20 protein-coding genes are annotated in these 22,219 nt (G+C 39.2%); 8 read left to right on the forward strand and 12 right to left on the reverse strand.

Annotation, left to right across the window (positions count from 1 at the left end; translation table 11 throughout):
• Nucleotides 1–214 precede the first annotated feature (214 nt).
• The 4 genes from H4J61_RS13155 (at nucleotide 215) to glsB (ending at nucleotide 5,161) form a co-directional block, all read left to right on the forward strand.
• The gene (locus tag H4J61_RS13155) at nucleotides 215–1,849 is read left to right on the forward strand and encodes an AMP-binding protein (protein ID WP_182185365.1); all 1,635 of its coding nucleotides are present in this window, start codon (nucleotides 215–217) and stop codon (nucleotides 1,847–1,849) included.
• A gap of 367 nt (nucleotides 1,850–2,216) precedes the next feature.
• Complete coding sequence (locus H4J61_RS13160) at nucleotides 2,217–3,089, forward strand: LysR family transcriptional regulator (protein ID WP_182135037.1); 873 nt, start codon at nucleotides 2,217–2,219, stop codon at nucleotides 3,087–3,089.
• Nucleotides 3,090–3,285: 196 nt separating this feature from the next.
• Nucleotides 3,286–3,795 (forward strand): tetratricopeptide repeat protein, encoded by a 510-nt coding sequence (locus tag H4J61_RS13165; protein ID WP_182185366.1) that lies wholly within the window; start codon nucleotides 3,286–3,288, stop codon nucleotides 3,793–3,795.
• A 433-nt stretch (nucleotides 3,796–4,228) separates the two neighbouring features.
• Nucleotides 4,229–5,161 (forward strand): glutaminase B, encoded by a 933-nt coding sequence (glsB, locus tag H4J61_RS13170; RefSeq protein WP_182185367.1) that lies wholly within the window; start codon nucleotides 4,229–4,231, stop codon nucleotides 5,159–5,161.
• Here the strand turns inward: glsB and H4J61_RS13175 are convergent.
• The gene (locus tag H4J61_RS13175) at nucleotides 5,148–5,846 is read right to left on the reverse strand and encodes a hypothetical protein (RefSeq protein WP_182185368.1); all 699 of its coding nucleotides are present in this window, start codon (nucleotides 5,844–5,846) and stop codon (nucleotides 5,148–5,150) included. The two genes, glsB and H4J61_RS13175, sit on opposite strands and share 14 nt — an antisense overlap.
• Nucleotides 5,847–6,054: 208 nt before the next feature.
• Here H4J61_RS13175 and H4J61_RS13180 point away from each other — a divergent pair, with 208 nt between their 5' ends.
• Both H4J61_RS13180 and ltaE read left to right on the forward strand, forming a co-directional pair.
• A complete protein-coding gene (locus H4J61_RS13180; RefSeq protein ID WP_182185369.1) occupies nucleotides 6,055–6,783 on the forward strand; it encodes a YebC/PmpR family DNA-binding transcriptional regulator in 729 nt (242 codons plus the stop codon).
• Between the two features lie 111 nt (nucleotides 6,784–6,894).
• Nucleotides 6,895–7,932 carry a low-specificity L-threonine aldolase gene (ltaE, locus tag H4J61_RS13185; protein WP_182185370.1) on the forward strand — a complete coding sequence of 346 codons (1,038 nt, stop codon included), beginning with the start codon at nucleotides 6,895–6,897 and terminating at the stop codon, nucleotides 7,930–7,932.
• A 141-nt stretch (nucleotides 7,933–8,073) separates the two neighbouring features.
• Here the strand turns inward: ltaE and H4J61_RS13190 are convergent, their stop codons facing one another.
• On the reverse strand, nucleotides 8,074–8,874 hold the full coding sequence (locus H4J61_RS13190) for an enoyl-CoA hydratase-related protein (protein ID WP_182185371.1): 801 nt from the start codon (nucleotides 8,872–8,874) through the stop codon (nucleotides 8,074–8,076).
• Nucleotides 8,875–8,936: 62 nt separating this feature from the next.
• Nucleotides 8,937–9,737 carry a nucleoside triphosphate pyrophosphohydrolase gene (mazG, locus tag H4J61_RS13195; protein WP_182185372.1) on the reverse strand — a complete coding sequence of 267 codons (801 nt, stop codon included), beginning with the start codon at nucleotides 9,735–9,737 and terminating at the stop codon, nucleotides 8,937–8,939.
• 209 nt (nucleotides 9,738–9,946) lie between these two features.
• Between mazG and H4J61_RS13200 the strand changes: the two genes are divergently transcribed.
• The gene (locus H4J61_RS13200; protein ID WP_182134943.1) at nucleotides 9,947–10,387 is read left to right on the forward strand and encodes a hypothetical protein; all 441 of its coding nucleotides are present in this window, start codon (nucleotides 9,947–9,949) and stop codon (nucleotides 10,385–10,387) included.
• A gap of 169 nt (nucleotides 10,388–10,556) precedes the next feature.
• Here the strand turns inward: H4J61_RS13200 and relA are convergent, their stop codons facing one another.
• On the reverse strand, nucleotides 10,557–12,758 hold the full coding sequence (gene relA, locus H4J61_RS13205) for a GTP diphosphokinase (RefSeq protein WP_182185373.1): 2,202 nt from the start codon (nucleotides 12,756–12,758) through the stop codon (nucleotides 10,557–10,559).
• Nucleotides 12,759–12,794: 36 nt separating this feature from the next.
• Complete coding sequence (gene rlmD / locus H4J61_RS13210; protein WP_182185374.1) at nucleotides 12,795–14,111, reverse strand: 23S rRNA (uracil(1939)-C(5))-methyltransferase RlmD; 1,317 nt, start codon at nucleotides 14,109–14,111, stop codon at nucleotides 12,795–12,797.
• A 140-nt stretch (nucleotides 14,112–14,251) separates the two neighbouring features.
• Here rlmD and barA point away from each other — a divergent pair, with 140 nt between their 5' ends.
• Nucleotides 14,252–17,038: a two-component sensor histidine kinase BarA gene (barA, locus tag H4J61_RS13215; protein WP_182185375.1), complete on the forward strand. Its 2,787-nt coding sequence runs from the start codon at nucleotides 14,252–14,254 to the stop codon at nucleotides 17,036–17,038.
• Between the two features lie 40 nt (nucleotides 17,039–17,078).
• Here the strand turns inward: barA and H4J61_RS13220 are convergent, their stop codons facing one another.
• The 7 genes from H4J61_RS13220 to lepB all read right to left on the reverse strand — a co-directional run bounded on the left by H4J61_RS13220 (nucleotide 17,079) and on the right by lepB (nucleotide 22,137).
• On the reverse strand, nucleotides 17,079–17,324 hold the full coding sequence (locus H4J61_RS13220; protein WP_182185376.1) for a hypothetical protein: 246 nt from the start codon (nucleotides 17,322–17,324) through the stop codon (nucleotides 17,079–17,081).
• 136 nt (nucleotides 17,325–17,460) lie between these two features.
• Nucleotides 17,461–17,841, reverse strand: coding sequence for a holo-ACP synthase (gene acpS, locus H4J61_RS13225; RefSeq protein WP_182134933.1), 381 nt, complete (start codon nucleotides 17,839–17,841; stop codon nucleotides 17,461–17,463).
• 24 nt (nucleotides 17,842–17,865) lie between these two features.
• Nucleotides 17,866–18,603, reverse strand: a complete 738-nt coding sequence (pdxJ, locus tag H4J61_RS13230; protein WP_182185377.1) for a pyridoxine 5'-phosphate synthase — start codon at nucleotides 18,601–18,603, stop codon at nucleotides 17,866–17,868.
• Between the two features lie 122 nt (nucleotides 18,604–18,725).
• Nucleotides 18,726–19,412 (reverse strand): DNA repair protein RecO, encoded by a 687-nt coding sequence (recO, locus tag H4J61_RS13235; protein WP_182185378.1) that lies wholly within the window; start codon nucleotides 19,410–19,412, stop codon nucleotides 18,726–18,728.
• 169 nt (nucleotides 19,413–19,581) lie between these two features.
• A complete protein-coding gene (gene era / locus H4J61_RS13240) occupies nucleotides 19,582–20,493 on the reverse strand; it encodes a GTPase Era (protein WP_182134927.1) in 912 nt (303 codons plus the stop codon).
• Nucleotides 20,494–20,527: 34 nt separating this feature from the next.
• The gene (rnc, locus tag H4J61_RS13245) at nucleotides 20,528–21,214 is read right to left on the reverse strand and encodes a ribonuclease III (protein WP_310649779.1); all 687 of its coding nucleotides are present in this window, start codon (nucleotides 21,212–21,214) and stop codon (nucleotides 20,528–20,530) included.
• Between the two features lie 2 nt (nucleotides 21,215–21,216).
• Nucleotides 21,217–22,137 (reverse strand): signal peptidase I, encoded by a 921-nt coding sequence (lepB, locus tag H4J61_RS13250; RefSeq protein ID WP_182185379.1) that lies wholly within the window; start codon nucleotides 22,135–22,137, stop codon nucleotides 21,217–21,219.
• Nucleotides 22,138–22,219: the final 82 nt, after the last annotated feature.

Consider the following 22,219-nt stretch of genomic DNA (forward strand, 5'->3'; position numbering starts at 1 on the left):
TTTATGGTTGCAGACTAAACATAAGTACCTGCAGCTCTTTAGCAGCAATACTTGAATATTGTGATTGATAGCACCGCTGCCGTGATGTATTTTAACCGCTACGACTGATCAATAACTTAATGAAATTATTATTAATTTACAATTTCATATTACTTTGCTTGTTCTACTCTATTTGTTTCAAGCACCAACGCATCTAGTTGCTAAAGGAAATAACATGACTAAACCTTGGATTAAAAATTATCCAGAAAACGTGGCTCATGAAGTGGATTTAAATCGTTATGACTCTTTATTAGCTTTATTTCATCAAACCACCGCTAAATATGATCAACAAACCGCCTATAGTAATTTTGGCGCTGAGTTGACGTTCAAGCAAGTAGATGTACTATCACGATCCTTTGCGGCTTATCTACAAAATGAACTCAAGATTGTTTCAGGTGAACGTGTCGCCTTGATGTGTCCGAATACCTTATGTTTTCCAGTGGCTATGTGGGGCATTATTCGTGTTGGCGGCGTGCAAGTAAATGTTAATCCTATGTACACACCACGAGAGCTTGCGCATCAGCTTAATGATGCTCAAGTCGAAACCATCATCATATTTTCACCCTCAACAAAAATGCTTGCTGATGTTATTGAAAAAACTGATATTAAAAATGTTATTACGGTTAACTTAGACGATTTAGTCAATAAAGGTTTACCTTGCGATCCTGTTGACTCGCGTTTGAGCCAAACCATAAGTTTTACTGATGCCTTAACGCAAGGAGAAAGTTTAACCCTGACTGAGCCGACTCTCTGTCAAACTGATTTATTGTTTTTGCAATATACCGGTGGTACTACTGGGCTATCTAAGGGCGCTATGCTGAGTCATGGCAATCTAATTGCCAATATTATGCAATACCAAGAGTTTGCTAAAAATAAGATAAATTACGGCAATGACGTTGTTATTACCGCTATCCCCATGTACCACATCTTTGCTTTGATGGCGAATACGCTAAGCTATTTCTATTTTGGCGCTAAAAATGTTTTAGTGACTAATCCTCGTGATATGGCGAGCTTTGTCGACATATGGAAAAACACGCCCGCCACTGTTTTCACTGGGGTAAACACGTTATTTAATGGTTTATTACACACGCCGGGCTTTGATCAAGTTGATTTTTCATCATTAAAAATTTCTCTGGGCGGCGGCGCAGCAGTACAGCAAGCGGTCGCAGACAAATGGCAACAAGTGACCGGCGTTAGGCTAAACGAAGGTTATGGTTTATCTGAAACTGCACCGGTTGTGTCATTAAATTTTGGCACTACCATTAACGGCAAAGCCGTTTATATACCCGGTATTGGTGTACCCGTGCCCAGTACTGATCTTTCTATTCGTGACGATGCTGGCAATGAAGTCGCACAAGGCGAATCTGGTGAGTTGTGTGCTAAAGGTCCACAAGTTATGCAAGGTTACTGGAACAATATTGCCGCCACCCATGAATGTATGACTCCTGATGGCTACTTTAAAACCGGCGATGTCGGCATGCTGGACGAGCAAGGCTTCTTCCACATTGTTGATCGTAAGAAAGATATGATTAATGTTTCTGGTTTTAATGTTTATCCTAACGAAATTGAAGCTGAAGTGGCTAGAATGCCTGGCATATTAGAATCAGCTTGCATCGGCGTAACTGATGAAAAAACCGGCGAAGCTGTTAAACTCTTCATCGTTAAAGCAGATAAAAGTATTACCGAACAAGATGTTATCAAATTTTGTCGCCAAGGATTAACGGCCTATAAGGTCCCTAAACATGTGATCTTTATCGATGAAATTCCTAAATCAAGCGTCGGTAAATTATTACGCAGAGAGTTAAGATAGTATTTACGGTCAGCTACAGCGGTTATAGGGGCAATGAGTGAAAATAATTCAACCGTTGAATGAATTCTTCTCGTTTGCTGCCAACAGATAATAGCCTTAAGATGATCTTGTTTTAGGATCTCCCCCGGTTCAAAAAACGTTTTTACATAGTTAATTTGTTTCATTTTAAGGACATCAATCGATGTCCTTTTTTTTTCATTATTTTTTATCCACAACATTATTTTGGTGCAAGCACACTATAATGGTGCACTATCCGGTATTTCAAAGCGTAAAAAATAAAATAAAACATATTAAATCAATAGGTTAAATTACGGCTTAAGTTTTGCTATAAGACATTTGTCTTTATTAAAATATGTTAACTATGCCAATTCAAACACCTATACGTGGCCTACGCTCATTTTGCGTAGCGTCGAAATGTTTAAGCTTTAAGCATGCTGCAGCACAATTATTTTTAACTCCCTCAGCCGTTAGCCATCAAATAAAACAACTTGAAACACAATTAGGTATCGTTTTATTCAATCGTGGCACCAGAACCATTGAACTTACCAGTGCCGGAAAACAGTTTTACCAATCGATTCAACCGTTAATTAATCAATTAGAATCAACCATAGACGAATTTACGCAAAAACAACAAAATCAAACTATTGTCATCAGTTTGCCAGAATTTTTTGCCAGCGAATTATTTATCCCTCGTTTATCAGAGTGGTCGCAAAATAACCCAACCATTAACCTACAGCTAGAAACAGTTAAGTCTGGCAGCGAACCATCACGGTCTGCAGATTTATCTATTGTGCTTGCTAATGGCAAGCCTAATGCAAAAATAGTTCAAGAGTTATTTCCTATTCGTTATGCCCCGGCGTGTAACAAAAAACTTTATAAAAAGCTAAAAAACACTGGTTTTTCTGCCTTAAAAACCACACCGTTACTTTTACATAGATCACGCCCATGGTCTTGGCATCAATGGGCTGATAAAAATAATGTTGACGATTTTGACCCTAAACAAATTATCCAATTTGACAGTATGTATGCTGTAGTTCGAGCGGCACAACAAGGCATGGGTATAGCATTAGTGCCATTGCCAATGAGTAAAGCCTGGTTCAGTGAGCAACTGCTGGTAAAGCTATTTGACGAGGAATTAAATACCAATGATAAATATTATCTTATTCAGCATGAAAATATGGATAATAATACAAAGCTCAAGCTCTTTGCTCAATGGGTAAAAGAAACCTTCACCATTTAACCCCCTTACGCTTATAAACATTAAATGCTGATGTTCGACCTTGAGTCAATTCTCCGCTAACAACAGAGTTAAGCTACTGACATACAGTTGAATTTTATTCACTTGATAGGTGTATTCTAATCGTTTGTCAGTTATTGGGCTTATCTTTATATTGTTGTTGTATCAATTTGATGCACAACAGATATGGGATAACAACATGAACAAAACTATGTTAAAAAACACACTATTCGCCACTTTATTATTAAGTACTACGCCTGCAACTTTAGCCAATGAAGGGATATTCCAAGTGGCTGTCGTAAAAGGTAGTATCGGTACTGCAGACATAACTAAAGGTGAAGTAGAGTTGGGCATAAAAAAATTAACCGCTAGTGAAAGTAGCAAAGATTTTTATGACCGTAAAATGAATTTGTGCGTTGCTTATTTGCAATCTGCACAGAGCAATAAATCAGAGTCAGCCTGTACAGAAGCGATCAACAGCATAGAGTCTATTAAGCATCAAAATAGCAAAGTGCGCTATTTAACTTCACTTAATTACAGTAACCGTGGTGTTGCTAGGTATAAACAAAATCAATTAACCGCGGCATTAAAAGACTTTGAATTTGCCGTTACCATTGACAATAACCCCATTACAGCCGGTAATTTACAAAAAATAAAACAACTTTTACCAGTAAACAAAGTAGAAAAAATAGCGGCGTTATCTGATTAACACTGATATTTTTCCAATTAGGAGCAGACAAATGATCAATAATATACTTCACACAATCAGCTCAACCATTAGCTTGATGACTGAAATTAAGCATATCTCGATTAGCCAGTGGGATGTTGAGTAAAAAGACGGCATTATTCATTACCAAAGTTTATAAGCTGGTAGCTAAGGTAATGAATAATGTCAAAACCACCATAACAGCACTGAATAAGAGTAAAACAACGCATTTAAATGATTGAACCAAGATTGCCACTGTCTACAATAAATAGATTTTTCATATGATAAGCGCAACAAATTAAATCACCTTATTAGTCATTTATTAGCTTAAACATAGCAAGGCTAACAAAGCGCTAGGCATGTATCATTTTTTGTGCATAATGAAGATCCCTCATGCATTATTGCAATCTATTCAAAAGATAAACAAGTCCGTTATATGATAAAAGACATTTCCAACTTGCAGGTCAAATTACAAACCTTACTCGCAGCACAGCAAGAATTTTATACTCAAGGTAAAGTAGCCGATTACATTCCAGCCTTGGCTGAAGTCAGTCCAGAAAAAATGGGCGTTTGTGTTTCCACTATTGACGGTAAAACTGTTGGCGCTGGCGACTATCAAGAGCCCTTTTCGATTCAAAGTATTTCAAAAGTGTTTGGTTTGGTTATGGCAATGAACCGCATCGGCGATGACTTGTGGCAACGGGTTAATATGGAGCCATCTGGGCAACCCTTTAACTCCATTATTCAATTAGAATGGGAAAAAGGTATTCCCCGAAATCCAGTAATAAATGCTGGCGCCTTATTGGTGGCTGATGTGCTCACTAGCCACTTTTCTTCTAGTAAGTTAGCCTTTTTAAGTTTTATGCGCTCAATAGCTCATGATGACAGTATTTATGTCGACAATTATGTTTACCAATCAGAATTAGCCCATGGTAGCCGAAACGCCGCATTAAGTTATTTAATGAAAAGTTTTGGCAATATAGAATCAGAAATACCTGAGGTATTAAGTCATTACTTTACCCAATGTTCAGTCGCCATGAGTTGTGAACAACTGGCAACTAGCCTGCTATTTTTAGCAAATAAAGGTATCGACCCCGTTTCTAAAGAAGCTATTTGCACGCCAAGAGATGCCCATCGAGTGAATGCAATATTATCCACCAGTGGTATGTATGATCAGTCTGGCGAATTTGCTTTCTCTATTGGCTTACCAGCAAAAAGTGGCGTAGGCGGTGGTGTTATTGCGATAGTGCCTAACTATGGCGTTATTTGTACTTGGAGTCCGCCATTAAATAGCTTTGGTAACTCAGTGATTGGCACAAATTTAGTGGCGAGTTTAGCCCAAGAGTTAGGCTTGTCTATTTACCATTAACACCATCATCTAATACTCGCTCAAGATAATACTCGCGCAAGATTTTTTCTTCCAAAATATGCGGCGAGTATTGTCTGGATAATAAATCATCCAGCCTGTTAAGGTAATATAAATAGGCGTCACCATCATAGTTCGCTGATAATGGATTCATAAAACCATGTAAGTATTCACTTTTCTCAAGTGTGACCGTGGATTTATCTTGTAAAACAGTGCGCAATGCAGCCACTGAAAAATGTGGCTCTGTGCTAGGTAAAATTAACCTAGTTGCAATATTGGGTGTTAACCGAGTTAAGTGTCTAATTTGGCTACTATAAAAACAAATAGCCCCTAAGCTTTGCTTAACCGCGCCTTGTGCGCATAATTGCCAAATAGCACTGCCACCAACACTAAAACCCACCAACCATTTACTGCCTGATATTGCTAACAGCTTTTGCTCAAGTTTGTTAACGTAACCCTCTAAACTAACGTTTTCAGTAAAATACTGATAAGCGTCACGCTCACAGGTGAGACCTTTCGGTTGTTGTTGATAAGGGCCAACCATATGGCATTTAACGCCATAGGATTTTTCCACGCCATAGCCATTTTCAACGCCAAGACCTTGCTCAAGGTTCGCGGTAACTTGCTGACATAAATGCTTAAACTCATCGGTTAAACCAAAAATATCAGCGACAAAAATTATATTCAACCAACCCCTCCAATAAGTAACTAGTTCGTCAAGTACAGCGACGTTAACAGAGAACACGAGCAAATCATTGACCTTAATTAGGGGGTAAATTTTACCTACTATTTTAAAATTTGAAAGCTCAAATGGGCTAAGCACTAGAAATAGCCGACACTACCCGTTAGAATCTAAGCTATAGCAATTCTAATTATCAGCAACGAGACATATTCAGATGGGCAGAGCATACCAAAACCGTAAATTATCAATGGCCAAAACTGCGGGTCAAAAAACTAAAGTTTATTCAAAGTACGGCAAAGAAATTTATGTACTAGCTAAAAATGGCGGTGTAGACCCTGATGGTAACCTGGCTTTGCGTCGGACGATTGAAAAAGCAAAGAAAGATCAAGTTCCTACACATGTTATTGAAAAAGCATTAGAAAAAGCGATAGGTGCTGGCGGCGAAGATTATGTAGAATCACGCTACGAAGGCTTTGGCCCAGGCAACTGTATGGTCATTATTGATTGTTTAACCGATAACGGCAATCGCACCATTAAAGATGTGCGTCAATGTTTTACTAAAACTTACTCAAAAATTGGTTCATCAGGCACTGTTTCACACATGTTTGATCATCAAGCGTTATTTGCTTTTAAAGGTGAAGACGATGAAAGTGTTTTAGAGAACTTAATGATGGCTGACATCGATGTGACTGATGTTGAGCTTGAAGACGGTATTATTACCGTTTACGCACCACATACTGAATTTTTCAAAATTAAAACAGAATTTGCCAACAGCATGCCGGAAGTTGAACTCGAAGTAGAAGAAATTACTTGGGTACCACAAACCTATACTGAAATTTCAGGTGAAGACGACTTAGCTAATTTTGAAAAATTCATCAACATGCTAGAAGACTGTGATGACGTACAAAATATTTATCACAATGCTGAACTCGCTGAAGAATAACGCTCAAGCAACACTGATTGATTAAAGGCGTCTTAATCCATTTGACTCATAAATGGATTAAGATGCTTTTTTTAATCGCCACTATCTTGCCCTAAAAACCTAAGGTGCCACATGATTGATTTTCGCTCTGACACAGTAACACGCCCCAGTAAAGCAATGCGTACGGCGATGGCAAACGCTGAAGTGGGTGACGACGTTTATGGCGACGACCCTACGGTGAATGAACTTGAGTCTTGGGCAGCAGAACGACACGGTTTTGCCAGTGCCATGTTTTGTAGCTCAGGCACACAAGCTAACTTATTAGCGCTAATGGCCCATTGCCAACGAGGAGATGAGTACCTTTGTGGACAACAAGCACATAACTATAAGTTTGAAGGCGGTGGCGCGGCTATTTTAGGCTCAATTCAGCCACAACCTATAGCCAATGAGCAAGACGGCTCTTTATGCTTTAAAAAGCTTGCAGCGGCAATAAAACCTGACGACTCTCATTTTGCTCGTACGACTTTACTCAGTATTGAAAATACCATTAACGGTAAAGTTCTGCCGTTAACTTATATGCTAAAAGCGCGTGAATTTACTCAGCAAAACAATTTAGCTCTGCATTTAGACGGTGCGCGAGTTTACAATGCGGCCAGCGCATTAAATGTTGATATTACAGAAATTTGCCAACACGTAGACTCAGTGTCTATTTGTTTATCAAAAGGCCTTGGCGCACCAATAGGCTCGTTATTACTTGGCTCACAAGCCTTGATAAAAAGTGCCAAGCGCTGGCGAAAAGTGGTCGGTGGCGGCATGCGCCAAGCCGGTATTATCGCTGCTGCAGCCAAAATAGCACTAGCGCAAAATCCAGAAAAATTAGCACAAGATCACATTAATGCGAAATATTTAGCGCATGCCTTAAACCAGTTTACTGATATTTCCGTCAATCTGGAGCAAGTTGAAACCAATATGGTATTCGCAAAGTTCTCTGAAGCTGTTGATATGGCTAATTTGGTCGATAAGTTAAAGGCAGATAACATACTATTATCTGCGGGCAACCCTATGCGACTAGTCACGCATTTAGATATTGATAAAACGGCTATAGATAACTTTATTAAAAAATTAAGCCACGCTTTAAGCCAAACATCTACTAGCGTTAAAGTAAGCTAATAACTGTTTTATAGTTTAGAGGCTGAGTGTGAAAGCTAAATGGCAGCTGAAATCGAACTGAGAGTGAATTGAAAGTGAATTGAGAGTGACAACGGATACTTGCTCGGGTTAACACGCTAGTTAACCCTTTCGAAGCCGCTGTTATTTTGCCAATTTTTCAATCATGGTATTTACCGCGCTCAAATGCTCAGGGTTGTTATGACACATGCCTTGAAACACGGCACAAATATCAAGAAAATCGGGCAACTCTGTGCGTTGTGCTAGCTTCATCAAACGTTTTGTTAACCGCAACGACGCCACAGGTTTAGCCGCTATTTCGTTTGCTAGCTTTTGTACTCTTTCAAGTAGATATTCTGGCTCAACCACATCTAATACCACCCCCATTTCTTTTGCCTCTAGCGCATCGATAACACGACCAGTAAAGGTTAATTCAGCGGCTTTTTGATAACCAATTAAACGTTGCATAAACCAAGCGCCGCCATCACCTGGAATAATACCTAAGTTAACGAAAGTTTCGCCAAATTTAGCTTTTGTTGATGCTATTCTCATATCGCACATATTGGCAATATCAAAACCCGCCCCTATTGCCGGGCCATTAACCGCCGCAATAACCGGTACTTCTAATTTGTGTAAAGCTAGTGGAATGCGTTGAATACCTTCTCGGTAACGTCTTTCTAGTGCTTGTACATCACCGGCAAAATCTCCTGTGCGCTCAGCCATATCTTTTATATTTCCACCAGAAGAAAACGCAGAGCCGTCACCGGTAATAATCAGCACAGCGATTTCAGGTGTACGATTAATCCATTCAACGGTATTGACAATATCGTCAGCAATGGCAGTACCTGTTAAGGCGTTACGCACATCGTGGCGATTGAATGTTAAAGTAAGCACTTTATTATTTAGCGTTATTTTACTGTCGACTAATATGGGTAGTGAACTCATTTTTACCTCAATAATTTTATTAATTAACCTTAACCTTACCTAAAGTTAAGGTTAATTAGGGCTTAAGATTTTTCAGCAATTTTCACTTGTTGCCAAAAGGCTTCAAGCTCGTCTAACGAATGTTGTTCAAAACTTTTATCCGCGCGATTAACTTGCGCTTCAACACCATAAAAGCGCCGAGTAAACTTATTATTTGCTTGGCGCAGTAAAGCTTCAGGGTCTTGTTTAGCATGTCGACATAAATTGACTACTGCAAACATTAAATCCCCCAATTCTTCAGCTAAAGCGGTATCGTCTCGATGTAATTCCGCTTTTACCTCTAACACTTCTTCTTCAACTTTAGCGAAAACGTCATCAATATTATGCCAATCAAAGCCAACATGGGCACAGCGTTTTTGAATTTTTGCGGCCTGTGATAACGCCGGCAGATTACGCGGAATATCGGCTAAAATACTTAAGTTTTTATCGTCATTTTTTTGCTGACGCTCCTTAACCTTCTCATTTTCCCAGTTGGCTTTGACTTGCGCCTCAGATTCAAAGTCACTACTCGCAAAAACATGGGGATGACGGCGGATCAATTTTTCACAAATAGCACTCAGTACACTGTCAAAGTCAAAACGCTTTTCTTCCTCACCAAGTTGGCTATAAAACACTACTTGAAACAATAAATCGCCTAGCTCTTTTTCCAACTCAGTAAAGTCTTCTTGCTCAATCGCGTCAGCTACCTCGTAAGCTTCTTCAAGGGTATGGGGGATAATAGAGGCAAAGGTTTGTTTTAGATCCCAAGGACAACCCGTTTCAGGGTTACGTAACTCGGACATGATCCAGCGAAGTTTTTCTATTGAGGGTTTGTCATTCAACATTTTAAATATCCTGCCTATTTATCTTGGCGCTATGCAGCACCTACTACTTTGTATAGCTAACCTAGCATCCTAATTCATCATATTAAGCCAATATATTACATTCCTTAATATTAAGATATTGGTGATTCGTTATTGTATATTTTTTGTACTAAGCTTCTAAGGTGAATAAAACATGCAGTAAAAATAAACTTTACAAAAGGAAAATAATTATGAGGAAGGCTATCATTGTTAGTTTATCTTTTTTGTTAACTGTCATGCCGTTTACAATTGATGCAGAAGAACAAAAGCCTAAAAAGTTCGCCGACGTTGAGTACATGTCAATTACCTATACCGACTTTAAACCCGGAAAAGCGGATAGAGCTATGGAAATAATCACAGATCATTATTTCCCAGCATCTAAAACAGCAGGAACTCAAGTACCTTATATTATAAGGCTGCAAAGTGGTGAATGGGATATGGCTACAGCATGGACTTTAAAGGATGGTTATTCATCCATGGAATGGGACGTATCTGCTGAAGGAATAAAGTGGATGGAAGCATTCAACAAACAAGAGGGTATAGAAAAATCGAAAGAACTTAGAGATGAATTTAATAGTTTAATTCAAAGGAGTAATCACGTCATTGGCTATCATCCTATTAATATTAAATAATGAAACAACTCTAATGTGAGGCCATTTTTTTATAAAAATTTGAGGGCTAATATCAACGAAAAAATTGGCTTGCTATAACAAAGGCAACCCTTTTTAGGGTTGCCTAATTCACATTTCACACGCTCAGCTTTTTCTTAAGCGTTTGGCGTTAAAATGACTTAATTACTGGTTATAATCGTTTAACTTCTGCAACGTCATCTAACTGCTTTAATTTAGCTAATAAACGCGTTAACGCTTCGTTATTGGCTATTTCGACTTTTATGGTCATGCTCATACTTTGTTTAGCCTTATCGGTATGACTTTCAATGCCAATAATACTGACTCTTTCATTGGAAATAATCGTCGAGATATCTCTGAGTAAGCCTTGGCGATCACCGCCAATAATGTTGATACTCACTTGATAACTTTTTTTGTTATTTATGCCCCACTGTACTTCTACTTCACGCTCTGGTTGCTGATTCAGTGCGTTGGCGAGCTGTTCACAGTCAACCCGATGCACTGAAATCCCACGTCCTTGAGTAATAAAGCCAGCGATTTCATCGCCCGGCACAGGATGACAACATTTCGCCATGTGAGTCAACAAGTTACCAACACCTGAAACGGTAATACCATTATTATCAGCAGCTTCTGTGTCAGCTTGTTGCGGCTGACGAATTAAGCTTTGCGGATCAATATCTACTTCAGGTTTTAACTTTTCGTCTTGCTGTTGTAAACAATGAACAACCTGTAACAAGCGCGTACTGCCTGAGCCTACCGCCGCAAATAAGTCATCTTTTGTCGTAAAATTAAAACGCTCTATCGCCGCAGAAAAGTCAACTTTAGCCAAAGATAACTGTAACTTACCCAATGCGGTGTCTAACATTTCTTTACCGGCAGCAAGGTTTTTATCTCGGTCAAGTAACCGAAAAAAATGTTGTACCTTGGCACGAGCACGCGGTGTATGAAGATAATTTAAACTGGGGTTTAACCAATCTCTACTCGGATTGAGTGTTTTGCTGCGCAAGACTTCAACTTGATCGCCGGTTTGCAAAAGATAGGTAAAAGGAACTATTCGACCAAATACTTTTGCGCCAATACAACTGTGACCGACATTGGAGTGGATGTAGTAAGCAAAATCTAAAGGGGTTGCACCACTGGGTAAATCAACCACATCACCACCTGGGGTAAAAACATAAATACGGTCTTCAAATACTTGACTACGCAGTTCATCAAGTAATTCGCCACTTTCTGACACGTCTTCTTGCCATTGTAGAATTTTTCTTAACCAACTGACTTTTTCATCAAAACCTGAGGTTTTACCACTGGCATTACCTTCTTTATAACGCCAATGCGCTGCAACACCCAATTCTGCATCGTCATGCATTTGTTGTGTTCTAATTTGAATCTCTATTGTTTTATCTTCGGGGCCGATAACTACGGTATGAATGGATTGGTAGCCGTTGCTTTTTGGCGTTGCAACATAGTCATCAAATTCTTTAGACAAATGCTTCCAACTGGTGTGCACTAGGCCTAATGCGCCATAGCAACCTTGTAATTCATCAACAATAACCCGTACTGCACGCACATCAAATAGCTCTTCAAAGTCTAACGACTTTTGTTGCATTTTTTTCCAAATGCTATAAATGTGTTTAGGGCGCCCACAAACAACACCTTTAATGTCAGACGATTTTAATTGCTGAGATATGTTATCAACAAATTCAGCCATATAGCGTTCTCTGTCGAGACGTTTTTCATCCAGTTGCTTGGCAATTTCTTTGTAAACTTCAGGGTGCAAGTAACGAAAAGAAAGATCTTCTAATTCCCACTTTAACTGGCCAATACCTAAACGATTGGCCAATGGTGCGTATATATTGCTGGTTTCTTTGGCCGCTAACACTCGGGTTTCTTCATCACTGTCTTTTACCAAGCGTAAGTGGCATAAGCGTTCTGCAAGCTTAATAACAACGGCGCGAACATCTTCAACCATCGCCAATAGCATGCGGCGAATATTGTCAATTTGATTGGTATTGACTAGGCTAGATTGTGATTGCTGTAACGCCTTAATCGCTTCCATTTGGCTAAAACCTTTGCACAGTAAATATATTTGTTTAGAGAAATTTTCTTTAATATATTCAAGGCTAATGCACTTATACTCATACAAAGGACAGATAAAAGCCGCGCATAATGAGTCGGTATCAAGATTTAAACCCGATAGAATTTCCACCATTTCTAAAGATTTAGTTTGGCAGGGGGTACTATCATCAAATAAATAATTTACTTTTTGATACAACTTTTCTAACGCTGCTTTTTTGTCATTGTCTAATTCAAGCGCCGCTAGCCATTGCTCAAAGCTTGCTTGTGACATTTGATGTGACTTACGCACAGAAACCATGGAACTCCCTACCTGTGATTCAATTTTTCGACAACGCTATAAGCTAAACATTAGCATAGTTTCAACATGCTTTGTTTGTGCAAACATGTCCATTAAGGCTATTTTTTCAATTTTATAACCGTGATCGATAAGTAATTTTGCATCACGGGCTAATGACGCCGGATCACAACTGACATAAAGTATCTGATTAACATTAAAGGCCAGTAATTGCGTTAACGCTTGATAAGCTCCGGCACGAGCAGGATCAAGTAAAACCTTAGTATACTTTTGTTTTGCCCAAGGCTGGTCTTGCCAATCACTGTTTAAATCCGCTTGATAAAATTGGCAATTGTGAATATCATTTTTCAGCGCATTTTCTTGGGCCTTCTCTACCATTACTGAGATGCCCTCAATACCGACAACACGACTGACCTTTTCGGCAATAGGTAAACTAAAGTTACCTAAGCCACAAAACAGGTCGAGCACAATATCGTTATCATTAAGCGCTAACCAAGTCAGCGCCTGCTCCACCATTTGCTTATTAACCAGATGATTGACCTGGATAAAGTTATTCACCGAAAATTCAATTTTTATTGCATCTGTTAAGGCATAAAACAAGGTTTTATCTTCGGTCAGTGGCGTGACCTCATTACCGTCATCAAAGTAAACTAGCCATTGATTTTTATCAGCAAAATGTTGCCAAAGCTTTTTGTCTTGCGCCGTTGCTTTCACTAATTGTCGCACCACAACCACCTGCTCATTAGCCGCAATAATTTCAACATGACCGATGGCATTTTTACCTGACAACCTGGGCAGAAGTTCTTTTAGCTCAGCAAAAATATGACCAAATGCTTCGACGATTACTGGGCAAGACTTAATTTCAGTTAAGTGGCTGCTCTCGCGTTGACGAAAGCCAATAATCGGCGCGCCACGTTTATTATATTGCACACCAATTCTTGCTTTACGGCGATAATGCCATGGATCATTAATAAGGTGACTCTGCCATGGCAGACTTTCATTGAGTGCTTGGCGAGCAAATAATTGCGTTATTTTATCTTGCTTATAAGCTAACTGCTGCGAGTAGTCCATATGCTGTAAATTACAACCACCACACTGAAAGTAATGACGACACTTAACTTCTACTCGCGCTGCACTGGCGCTAATAACACGTAATAACTTTGCTTTTGCAAACTTACTTTTTTGCTCATACACATTAACTTCAACCGTTTCATTGGGCAGTGCACCTTCAATAAAAATTGGGTTTTTACCCTGAAAGGCAACGCCGCAGCCTTGCTGATCAAGGTGGCTAACATTAACGGTTATGTGTTGCTGTATCGGTGCTTTTTTCGGGCTTGCTTTAAAAAAATTTGCCATAGCTATCTTAGTTTGCCATCAAGGAGCAGCATAGATTATCTATTAGCTGCCATAGTGAACGATTACTATTTGGTATTAGTCTTAACTGTGCCATTATAGTGTTATTAACCCAATGATTTTACACTAAAGCTCAACAAAAAATGCATAAAATAAGCCTGAAAGATTGGGTAATTTTACTTACGGTCGTTCCTACGACCCTAATCAGTTTAGTTGTTGCTGGCTACTTATCCTATAGTCGCTATAGCGAACTCGATCAGTTTATTTATCAACGTGCCAATAGCATCATTTCTCCTCTTGCCATTAGCAGTGCTGAGCCATTATTAGCAAAAAAAAGAGATAGCTTAAGAACGCTGATCGGCTTTAGCCACCGCAGTCAATCTGACATTATAAAAAGCATCGCCATATTCACTGTCAACAACCAAGTGTTCGTCACCAGTGCTTATCACGGTGACACCCTTGCCATGCGCCTTAAAACCGGAGAAAGTTTGCCTAAACGCATTCAGTATGAAGACTTCGGTGATGACCTCATTTATCGCGCGCCCATTATTGACGAATTTACCACACAAACCAGTGACGGCACTTTAGGCAGTAGTATTATTGGCTATATCGCCATACACATTGACAAGAGTACGATTAGATATGCTCAACAACAGTTGTTGATCACAGTATTTTTCATCTTACTCGCTGGCTTTATCATCAGTGCATTGTTTGCCTATAAACTCATTAATAGCGTTACCCGCCCGATATCATCAATGGTATTAGCGATAGACCGTATTAGAGAAGGAAAAATTGATAGTCGTATCAGTGGACAGCTTGTTGGTGAGCTAAACTTTTTAAAAAATGGCATCAATACCATGGCGCAATCTTTAGGCACTTATCAAGATGAAATGCAACGTAGTATTGATCAAGCCACGATAGATTTACGTGAAAGTTTAGAGCAATTTGAAATTCAAAACGTCGAGTTAGATATTGCAAAACGTAAAGCGCAAGATGCTAACAAGGTAAAGTCTGAGTTTTTGGCCAATATGAGCCATGAGTTACGTACGCCTCTTAATGGTGTTATCGGTTTTACCCGGCAAGTGTTAAAAACGCCCTTAAGCGATACTCAGCGCGATCACTTACAAACTATCGAACGCTCAGCGGCCAGCCTGCTATCGATTATTAATGATATTTTAGACTTCTCTAAACTTGACGCGGGTAAAATGATCATTGAAAACATTCCGTTTTCCATTCGTGAATCTATTGAAGAAACCCTGACATTACTGGCACCCAGTGCCCATAAAAAGAATATTGAATTATCATTACGCGTTAGCCCTCAATTACCTGACTCACTGATTGGTGACGCAATGCGTATCAAACAAGTGATGGTTAACTTAGCCAGTAATGCGATTAAATTTACTGATAAAGGCTCGGTGGATATCAAGCTTGAAGGCCATGTTATTGGCAAAAATCGCTATAAAATTAGGGTAACAGTTCAAGACACGGGTATTGGCATATCAAATCAGCAAAAAAATTCAATTTTCCAAGCCTTTGGCCAGGGTGATAAAAGTGTGACTCGGATTTATGGCGGCACTGGTTTAGGACTGGTTATCTCTCAACGTTTAGTCTCAGAAATGCACGGTAGCATTGGTTTTGACAGTATAGAAAATGAAGGTTCAACTTTTTGGTTTACCTTCCAGTGTGAAATAAACACCATACCCACTTTGCAGTTATCTGCCCCAGAAGGTCTGATTGGTAAGGCAATATTGTATTATGAGCGTCATGCCGCAAGTCGTTTAGCAACCAGTGAAATATTGGCAAGTTGGCAAATGAAAACAACTTGTATTAGCCAACGCAGTGATATGGACGAAATACTGGCCAATAAAAAATTGCTCTCGTCATTCGACTTTGCTTTAATCGGCCATGACGTTACGCCATCAGCGCTTAATGACGTGAAAAAGTTTATATTTGTCCTGAAAGATATTATTCCGTCCATACATTTAGCCATTAATAGTAATTCGCCTAGTTTACATGAGGCGTTAATTTCAAGTGGTGCTAAAACTTGTCTCAGTAAACCCATAACGGTGCAGCGCTTGAGTAAAACACTTGCTCCAACAACCATTCGAGAAATCAATAGCTTAATTTCAGTGTCAGAAAAAAAAGTGCCGATTAAAGTACTGGCAGTTGATGATAATGAAGCCAATTTAAAATTGATCAATGCGCTGTTACTTGAACAAGTCACAGATGTCATCACAGCTACCGACGGCGCTCAAGCCGTAGCGTTATGCCGACACGAGAAGTTTGCTTTAATATTTATGGATATACAAATGCCTGTACTCGATGGCATTTCTGCTTTGGCTATTATTCGTCAACAAACACTTAATGAGCATACCCCAATAATCGCGGTGACCGCACATGTCTTTGGCGAAGAAAAAGATAAATTACTCGACAATGGCTTTAACTCCTTTATTACAAAGCCTATTGATGAAGCCATGCTGCATCATAGTATTTATGAGTATTGTGATTCAACATTACTCGCTTATCACCCTAAACTTGTTGCTCCAAAACCTAGGCCTATTAACGATTCTAGGCCAAAGATTATTGATTGGAAACTGGCATTACAAAGAGCAGGACAAAAAAAAATGTTAGCCAAAGATATGTTTATTGGCTTGGTCAACAGTTTGCCAGAAAGCAAAGCCAACATTTCTGAAGCGCTTATCTCTCAAGATATTGAGCAGTTAAAAGTGTTAATACACAAGCTTAATGGCGCTTGTTGTTACTCTGGTGTACCCAGTTTAGGCAAAGTGACTCATGAACTTGAAACAGAATTAAAGCGAGATATTGGCCTAGATGATTTACAGCCAGAATTTTTCGAATTTTTTGAACAAATAGATTTGGTACTAGAAGAAGCCGAAGCTTTTATCAACAATATTGAAAGCAAGCATTGAAAATATAACTAAATTGGACTAAAGAAAACAGGATAAATAGTTAACGCAGTTTTATATTTGGTGAGGTGTTAATGTCGCCATCTTCAGTAACCACCGCAATCCCTGAGTCACACCTTAATACGGCTAAGCTATGTCCTTCATCATTGCGAATAAAACTGAGTTCATAACCAAACTTCCCTAAACTACTAGCAGAAAACTTTTGTGCCAGTGAGAGTTTAAACCACCACGTTGATTGCTCAGGTACTTGTTTTCGCCTATCAAGAATAGGATTTTTTTGCGACGGCATATCAACTCCCCAATCCACATCTACTGATAAAAAATTCATTCACTTAAGTAAAAGTATAGGGTATATATAATGGCCAAGTCATAGTTTATTAGTAGCTTTGTCACATGCCGTTACATACTCAACTTGCTGTCATTAACTAGGTTGATAATACAACAAAAGCTGTGGCATATTTCACTTCATCAGAAAGTGATATATGCCATGTAGTAGCACCTAGATTTTCAGCTAGCATTAACGCCTGCAAACTAAGCTCAAGTGTGGGTTGACCCGAAGCTAATGACACAATATCAAAATGTTGAAACGAGACTCCGTTAGCAATACCGGTGCCAAGCGCTTTAGCTGCTGCTTCTTTGCCAGCCCAGCGTTTAGCCAAAAAACGCTCGGGTTGTTTTAACGTAAGATAGTGCTGATATTCACCAGACGTTAAAATTCGCTTGGCTAAGCGTTGCTGCGCATTTTCAGACATTTTTGCAATGCGCCGAATATCAACTATATCAGTACCAATACCAACAACTGACAAACTTTGACCCTCCTAAGTACTAAGTTATCCTAAAGTACGTGCTTCTAGCATTATACGCTTCATATCTCGAACCGCTTTGTCTAAACCGTCAATCACCGCACGGGCGATAATAGCGTGGCCAATATTGAGTTCAATTATTTCAGGTATCGCCGCAATGGGCTTAACATTGAAGTAATTAAGCCCGTGACCTGCGTTAACTTTTAAGCCTAAGCTATCAGCGTACTCAATGCCTTCAACCAAGCGCGCAAGCTCTTGTTGTTGTTCTTCTTCGCTTGCTGCATCAGCATATTGGCCAGTATGAATTTCGATATAAGTCGCTTTACTGAGTAGGGCTGCATCAATTTGTTTTTTATCAGCATCAATAAATAAACTGGTTTGTACACCCGCATTAGCCAATCGAGCTACAGCGGCGTTAATTTTATCTTGTTGCCCAGCAACATCTAATCCACCTTCCGTGGTTAACTCTTCACGTTTTTCCGGCACTAAACAACAAAATACGGGCTTAACTTCACAGGCAATATCCAACATTTCGTCGGTAACAGCCATTTCAAAATTCATCCGCGTATGTAAGGTTTGTTTTAGTACATAAATATCTCTATCTTGAATATGGCGACGGTCTTCACGTAAATGCACTGTGATACCATCAGCACCAGCATGCTCGGCTACAGAAGCCGCATAGACAGGGTCAGGATAATTAGTGCCACGTGCTTGTCTTAATGTGGCAATATGGTCTACGTTTACACCTAATAAAATATCTTTCATATACAATCTCTATTATGTTTACTGGATTAAATGTTCACTGGATTAAATGTTCACTGGATTAATTTTAACACCTTACATAGCTAAGTTTAACGCTTTAACTTAGAAATTTAATCATGGCTTTGCTAGGTTTTCTTACTAAAGAGTTTTCGGCTATTTAACGGTACACCATCAAGTAAATGGTTAATCACTTGTCTCATCAAAGCTTTAAAGGTATTGAGTACTTCTGGTGTCGATAAATCGCGTTCGGCAATCGCTTGTAAATGCCAACGATTATAACAAGGCTGCTTTAATTTTGTATAAGCTGGAATAAAGCCTTCGTCTGGTAAGTAATAGAAGCCCTCTGCACTATGCTCAAATACTAATGAAAAATCAAAAGAAAGGCCCAGCTCATCCATCAGCATCAATTCAAATTCTCGCAAACAAATCTCAATATTGCTCGCTTGTGCTAAAGCTTCTAAACTCATTTTATATTGCTGAAAAAGCGCCTCGCAAGCAATATTGTCGCCAAGCAGCTTAACCAATAATTCATTAATATAAAAAGCACTGAACAAGGCATTTTTCTTTAAAAGGAAAGATTTGCCAATCGGCTCAACTCGAATTAAGCTCTTTAAGTTGTATTGCCCTTTCAAGGTGACTTTAATGGGTAGAAAAGGTTGTAGTAGTGCCTTACGGCTCGATTTTGTTGAATGACCGACATAACTTAACGCCGCCAGTTTGCCGTCATGCTCAGTTAACAAATCAATTAGCAGCTGATTCTCTCGATAAGGTCGACTATGGAGCACAAAAGCTGACTGCGTAGTTTCTAGCATCTAGATTCCAAGTTAGCCCAGTGGCATTTAAGCACTGTTCAGAAAGCGAAAAATAAAATTTTTATTGGCTCAGGTAACAATTACAAACTAAACCTAAGTACCTAACGCTATGTAGGCGAGGCTTAATCAACTACTTTGTGAATAGTAAATTAAGCCCGAATATATCAAACTAACCTGAGTAATCGTCGCCATAGCCTAAGCTTCTTAAGGCGCGTTCGTCATCTGCCCAGCCTGATTTAACTTTCACCCAAGTCTCTAAAAATACTTTACGTTCAAATAGGTTTTCCATATCACGTCTTGCTTCTTGGCCAATAACTTTCAGCTTTTCACCCTTATTGCCAATAACCATACGCTTTTGGGTCGTTCTTTCGACTAAGATCAGCGCGTTAATATGCAAGATGCCTTTTTCATCAATCTTAAATTGTTCAATTTCAACCGTTGTTGAGTAAGGTAATTCATCGCCAGTAAAACGAATTAGCTTTTCACGCACAATTTCAGAGGCCATAAATCGACTTGAACGATCGGTAATATAATCTTCAGGAAACCAAAACTCTGCTTCGGGTAAGGTGTTAAGGCAGATTTTTTTAATCGCCTCAACGTTATCACCTTTACTGGCTGAAATCGGCACAATGTCAGCAAAGTCGTGCATAGCACCTAGCTTCTGTAAATGCGGTAACAAGGTGTCTCTGTCGGGTATATTATCAATTTTATTAACCACTAATACACAAGGAGCACCGCTGTTTTTAATTTTGGTCAGTACCATTTCATCGTCGCTTGTCCAATGTGTACCTTCAACTAAAAATACTACAGTGCCAACTTCTGCCAAGGTACTGCTAGCCGCACGGTTCATTAAACGATTAATGGCCCGTTTTTCTTCTGAATGCAAGCCAGGGGTATCAACTAAAACGGCTTGATGATTACCTTCAGTTAAAATACCTAATATTCGATGACGTGTGGTTTGTGGTTTACGTGAGGTAATACTGACCTTTTGGCCAAGCAAGGTGTTTAATAATGTTGATTTACCAACATTTGGACGGCCAACAATGGCAATAAGACCGCAATAGGTTTGTTCTGTTGTCATAATCTAGTTATCAACTTAAATGTCAAACAAGCGATTAAGCTTGTTCTATTAATTCTAAAACCTGCAAAGCGGCGGATTGCTCAGCTTTACGTCGGCTACTGCCCTTAGTAATCACTTCCTTCACCACTACACTTGTTGTGCAGCGCACTGTGAACTGCTGATTGTGTGATTGCCCCGTGGTATTAATTACATCATATTGTGGCAAAGGAATTTTTCGTCCTTGCAAATATTCTTGTAAACGTGTTTTTGGGTCTTTTTGTTCATTGCCTGGCTTGATATCGCTTAAGCGCTGTTCAAACCAGCTGAGAATTAATGCCTGACATGTGGGTAAGTCGGCATCTAAATAGACAGCACCTATGATGGCTTCAATGGCATCTTCAAGAATCGAATCTCTGCGATGACCACCACTTTTTAATTCGCCAGGTCCTAAAATCAAATATTGACCTAGGTCAAAGTCTCGACCCACCTCAGCTAAAGTAACACCTTTAACCAAACTTGAACGCATACGCGTTAAATCGCCTTCGGCCTGCTTAGGAAATTTTTGATATAAAGACTCTGCAATCACAAAACCTAAAATCGAATCACCTAAAAACTCTAGTCGCTCATTATGAGCACCTTTAGCGCTTCTATGTGTTAACGCTTGCAATAATAGTTTTGGCTCTTTAAAACTATAGCCAATTTTTTTATAAAGCCGCGCAATCGCGGCAGGAGTATGTAACACAGTTATTCAATTCCACCGATTCGAGAAAAACGCACGTTAGTTGGTATCCAATGTGGTAAAAAGCTGTCTGGTGTTCGATCAAAATCAAAACTCATCCAAATAGCAACCGCTTCACCGACTAAATTCTCTTCTGGCACAAAGCCCCAAAAGCGTCCATCTAAGCTATTATCCCGGTTATCGCCCATAACAAAGTAATGACCTTTAGGCACAAAAAACTCATTCGCTTGTGTACCACTTTGCTGGAAGTAATGCTGTGTGCGCGGTAAAATTTGCTCATTGACTAAGAAGTCATGTGTTTTATCAGCCATCGTTGAGGTGTAACGCGTTAATGGCATACCATCGTCGTTATAATCGGTTTTATTTTTAAAGGTTTGTTTTACTTGCTCAAAATCTGGACATTTTGCATCAGAAGGCAAACAGGCTGATTTGATATATAAAATTTTATTTTTATATATCACTCTATCGCCCGGTAAACCTATCACACGTTTGATGTAATCAATTTGTGGATCTCGTGGGTATTTAAAGACCACAACATCACCACGATCTGGCAAGCCAACTTGAAAAAATTTATTACGTACTACGGGATCGCGCAAACCATAGTTAAACTTATTCACTAAGATAAAATCGCCATCAAGTAACGTTGGCATCATAGAACCAGAAGGTATTTGAAACGGCTCATAGATAAACGAGCGCAGTATCAAGACAAAAGCAATAACCGGAAAAATTTGTACTGAGGTATCAACTAATGCTGATGGCTCAATTAATTTAGTCACAATATTTTCACTTAAAGGTGATGCACATTGAGCTTGCGCATCGGCTAACTTAAGCTGACGTTGTGGTGCTAAATAAAACTTATCAGCTAACCAAACAATGCCGGTAATTACGGTAACTATGACTAAAAATATTGAAAAGTAAACTGCCATATTATTCCTATCTTTTAATAATTAAACTAATACAAAGTTGACTAATTAAGTGTTCTACTCTTTCATTGAACAGTTCATTAAT

This window comes from Colwellia sp. MB3u-4 (assembly GCF_014077065.1).
Lineage (GTDB): Bacteria > Pseudomonadota > Gammaproteobacteria > Enterobacterales > Alteromonadaceae > Cognaticolwellia.

Bases quoted from the DNA above. Each gene is read 5' to 3' on its own strand.
- H4J61_RS13155 (WP_182185365.1), top strand. From the start codon at position 215: ATGACTAAACCTTGGATTAAAAATTATCCAGAAAACGTGGCTCATGAA.
- H4J61_RS13165 (WP_182185366.1), top strand. From the start codon at position 3,286: ATGAACAAAACTATGTTAAAAAACACACTATTCGCCACTTTATTATTA.
- glsB (WP_182185367.1), top strand. From the start codon at position 4,229: ATGATAAAAGACATTTCCAACTTGCAGGTCAAATTACAAACCTTACTC.
- H4J61_RS13180 (WP_182185369.1), top strand. From the start codon at position 6,055: ATGGGCAGAGCATACCAAAACCGTAAATTATCAATGGCCAAAACTGCG.
- ltaE (WP_182185370.1), top strand. From the start codon at position 6,895: ATGATTGATTTTCGCTCTGACACAGTAACACGCCCCAGTAAAGCAATG.
- H4J61_RS13190 (WP_182185371.1), bottom strand. From the start codon at position 8,874: ATGAGTTCACTACCCATATTAGTCGACAGTAAAATAACGCTAAATAAT.
- mazG (WP_182185372.1), bottom strand. From the start codon at position 9,737: ATGTTGAATGACAAACCCTCAATAGAAAAACTTCGCTGGATCATGTCC.
- H4J61_RS13200 (WP_182134943.1), top strand. From the start codon at position 9,947: ATGAGGAAGGCTATCATTGTTAGTTTATCTTTTTTGTTAACTGTCATG.
- relA (WP_182185373.1), bottom strand. From the start codon at position 12,758: ATGGTTTCTGTGCGTAAGTCACATCAAATGTCACAAGCAAGCTTTGAG.
- rlmD (WP_182185374.1), bottom strand. From the start codon at position 14,111: ATGGCAAATTTTTTTAAAGCAAGCCCGAAAAAAGCACCGATACAGCAA.
- barA (WP_182185375.1), top strand. From the start codon at position 14,252: ATGCATAAAATAAGCCTGAAAGATTGGGTAATTTTACTTACGGTCGTT.
- H4J61_RS13220 (WP_182185376.1), bottom strand. From the start codon at position 17,324: ATGCCGTCGCAAAAAAATCCTATTCTTGATAGGCGAAAACAAGTACCT.
- pdxJ (WP_182185377.1), bottom strand. From the start codon at position 18,603: ATGAAAGATATTTTATTAGGTGTAAACGTAGACCATATTGCCACATTA.
- recO (WP_182185378.1), bottom strand. From the start codon at position 19,412: ATGCTAGAAACTACGCAGTCAGCTTTTGTGCTCCATAGTCGACCTTAT.
- era (WP_182134927.1), bottom strand. From the start codon at position 20,493: ATGACAACAGAACAAACCTATTGCGGTCTTATTGCCATTGTTGGCCGT.
- lepB (WP_182185379.1), bottom strand. From the start codon at position 22,137: ATGGCAGTTTACTTTTCAATATTTTTAGTCATAGTTACCGTAATTACC.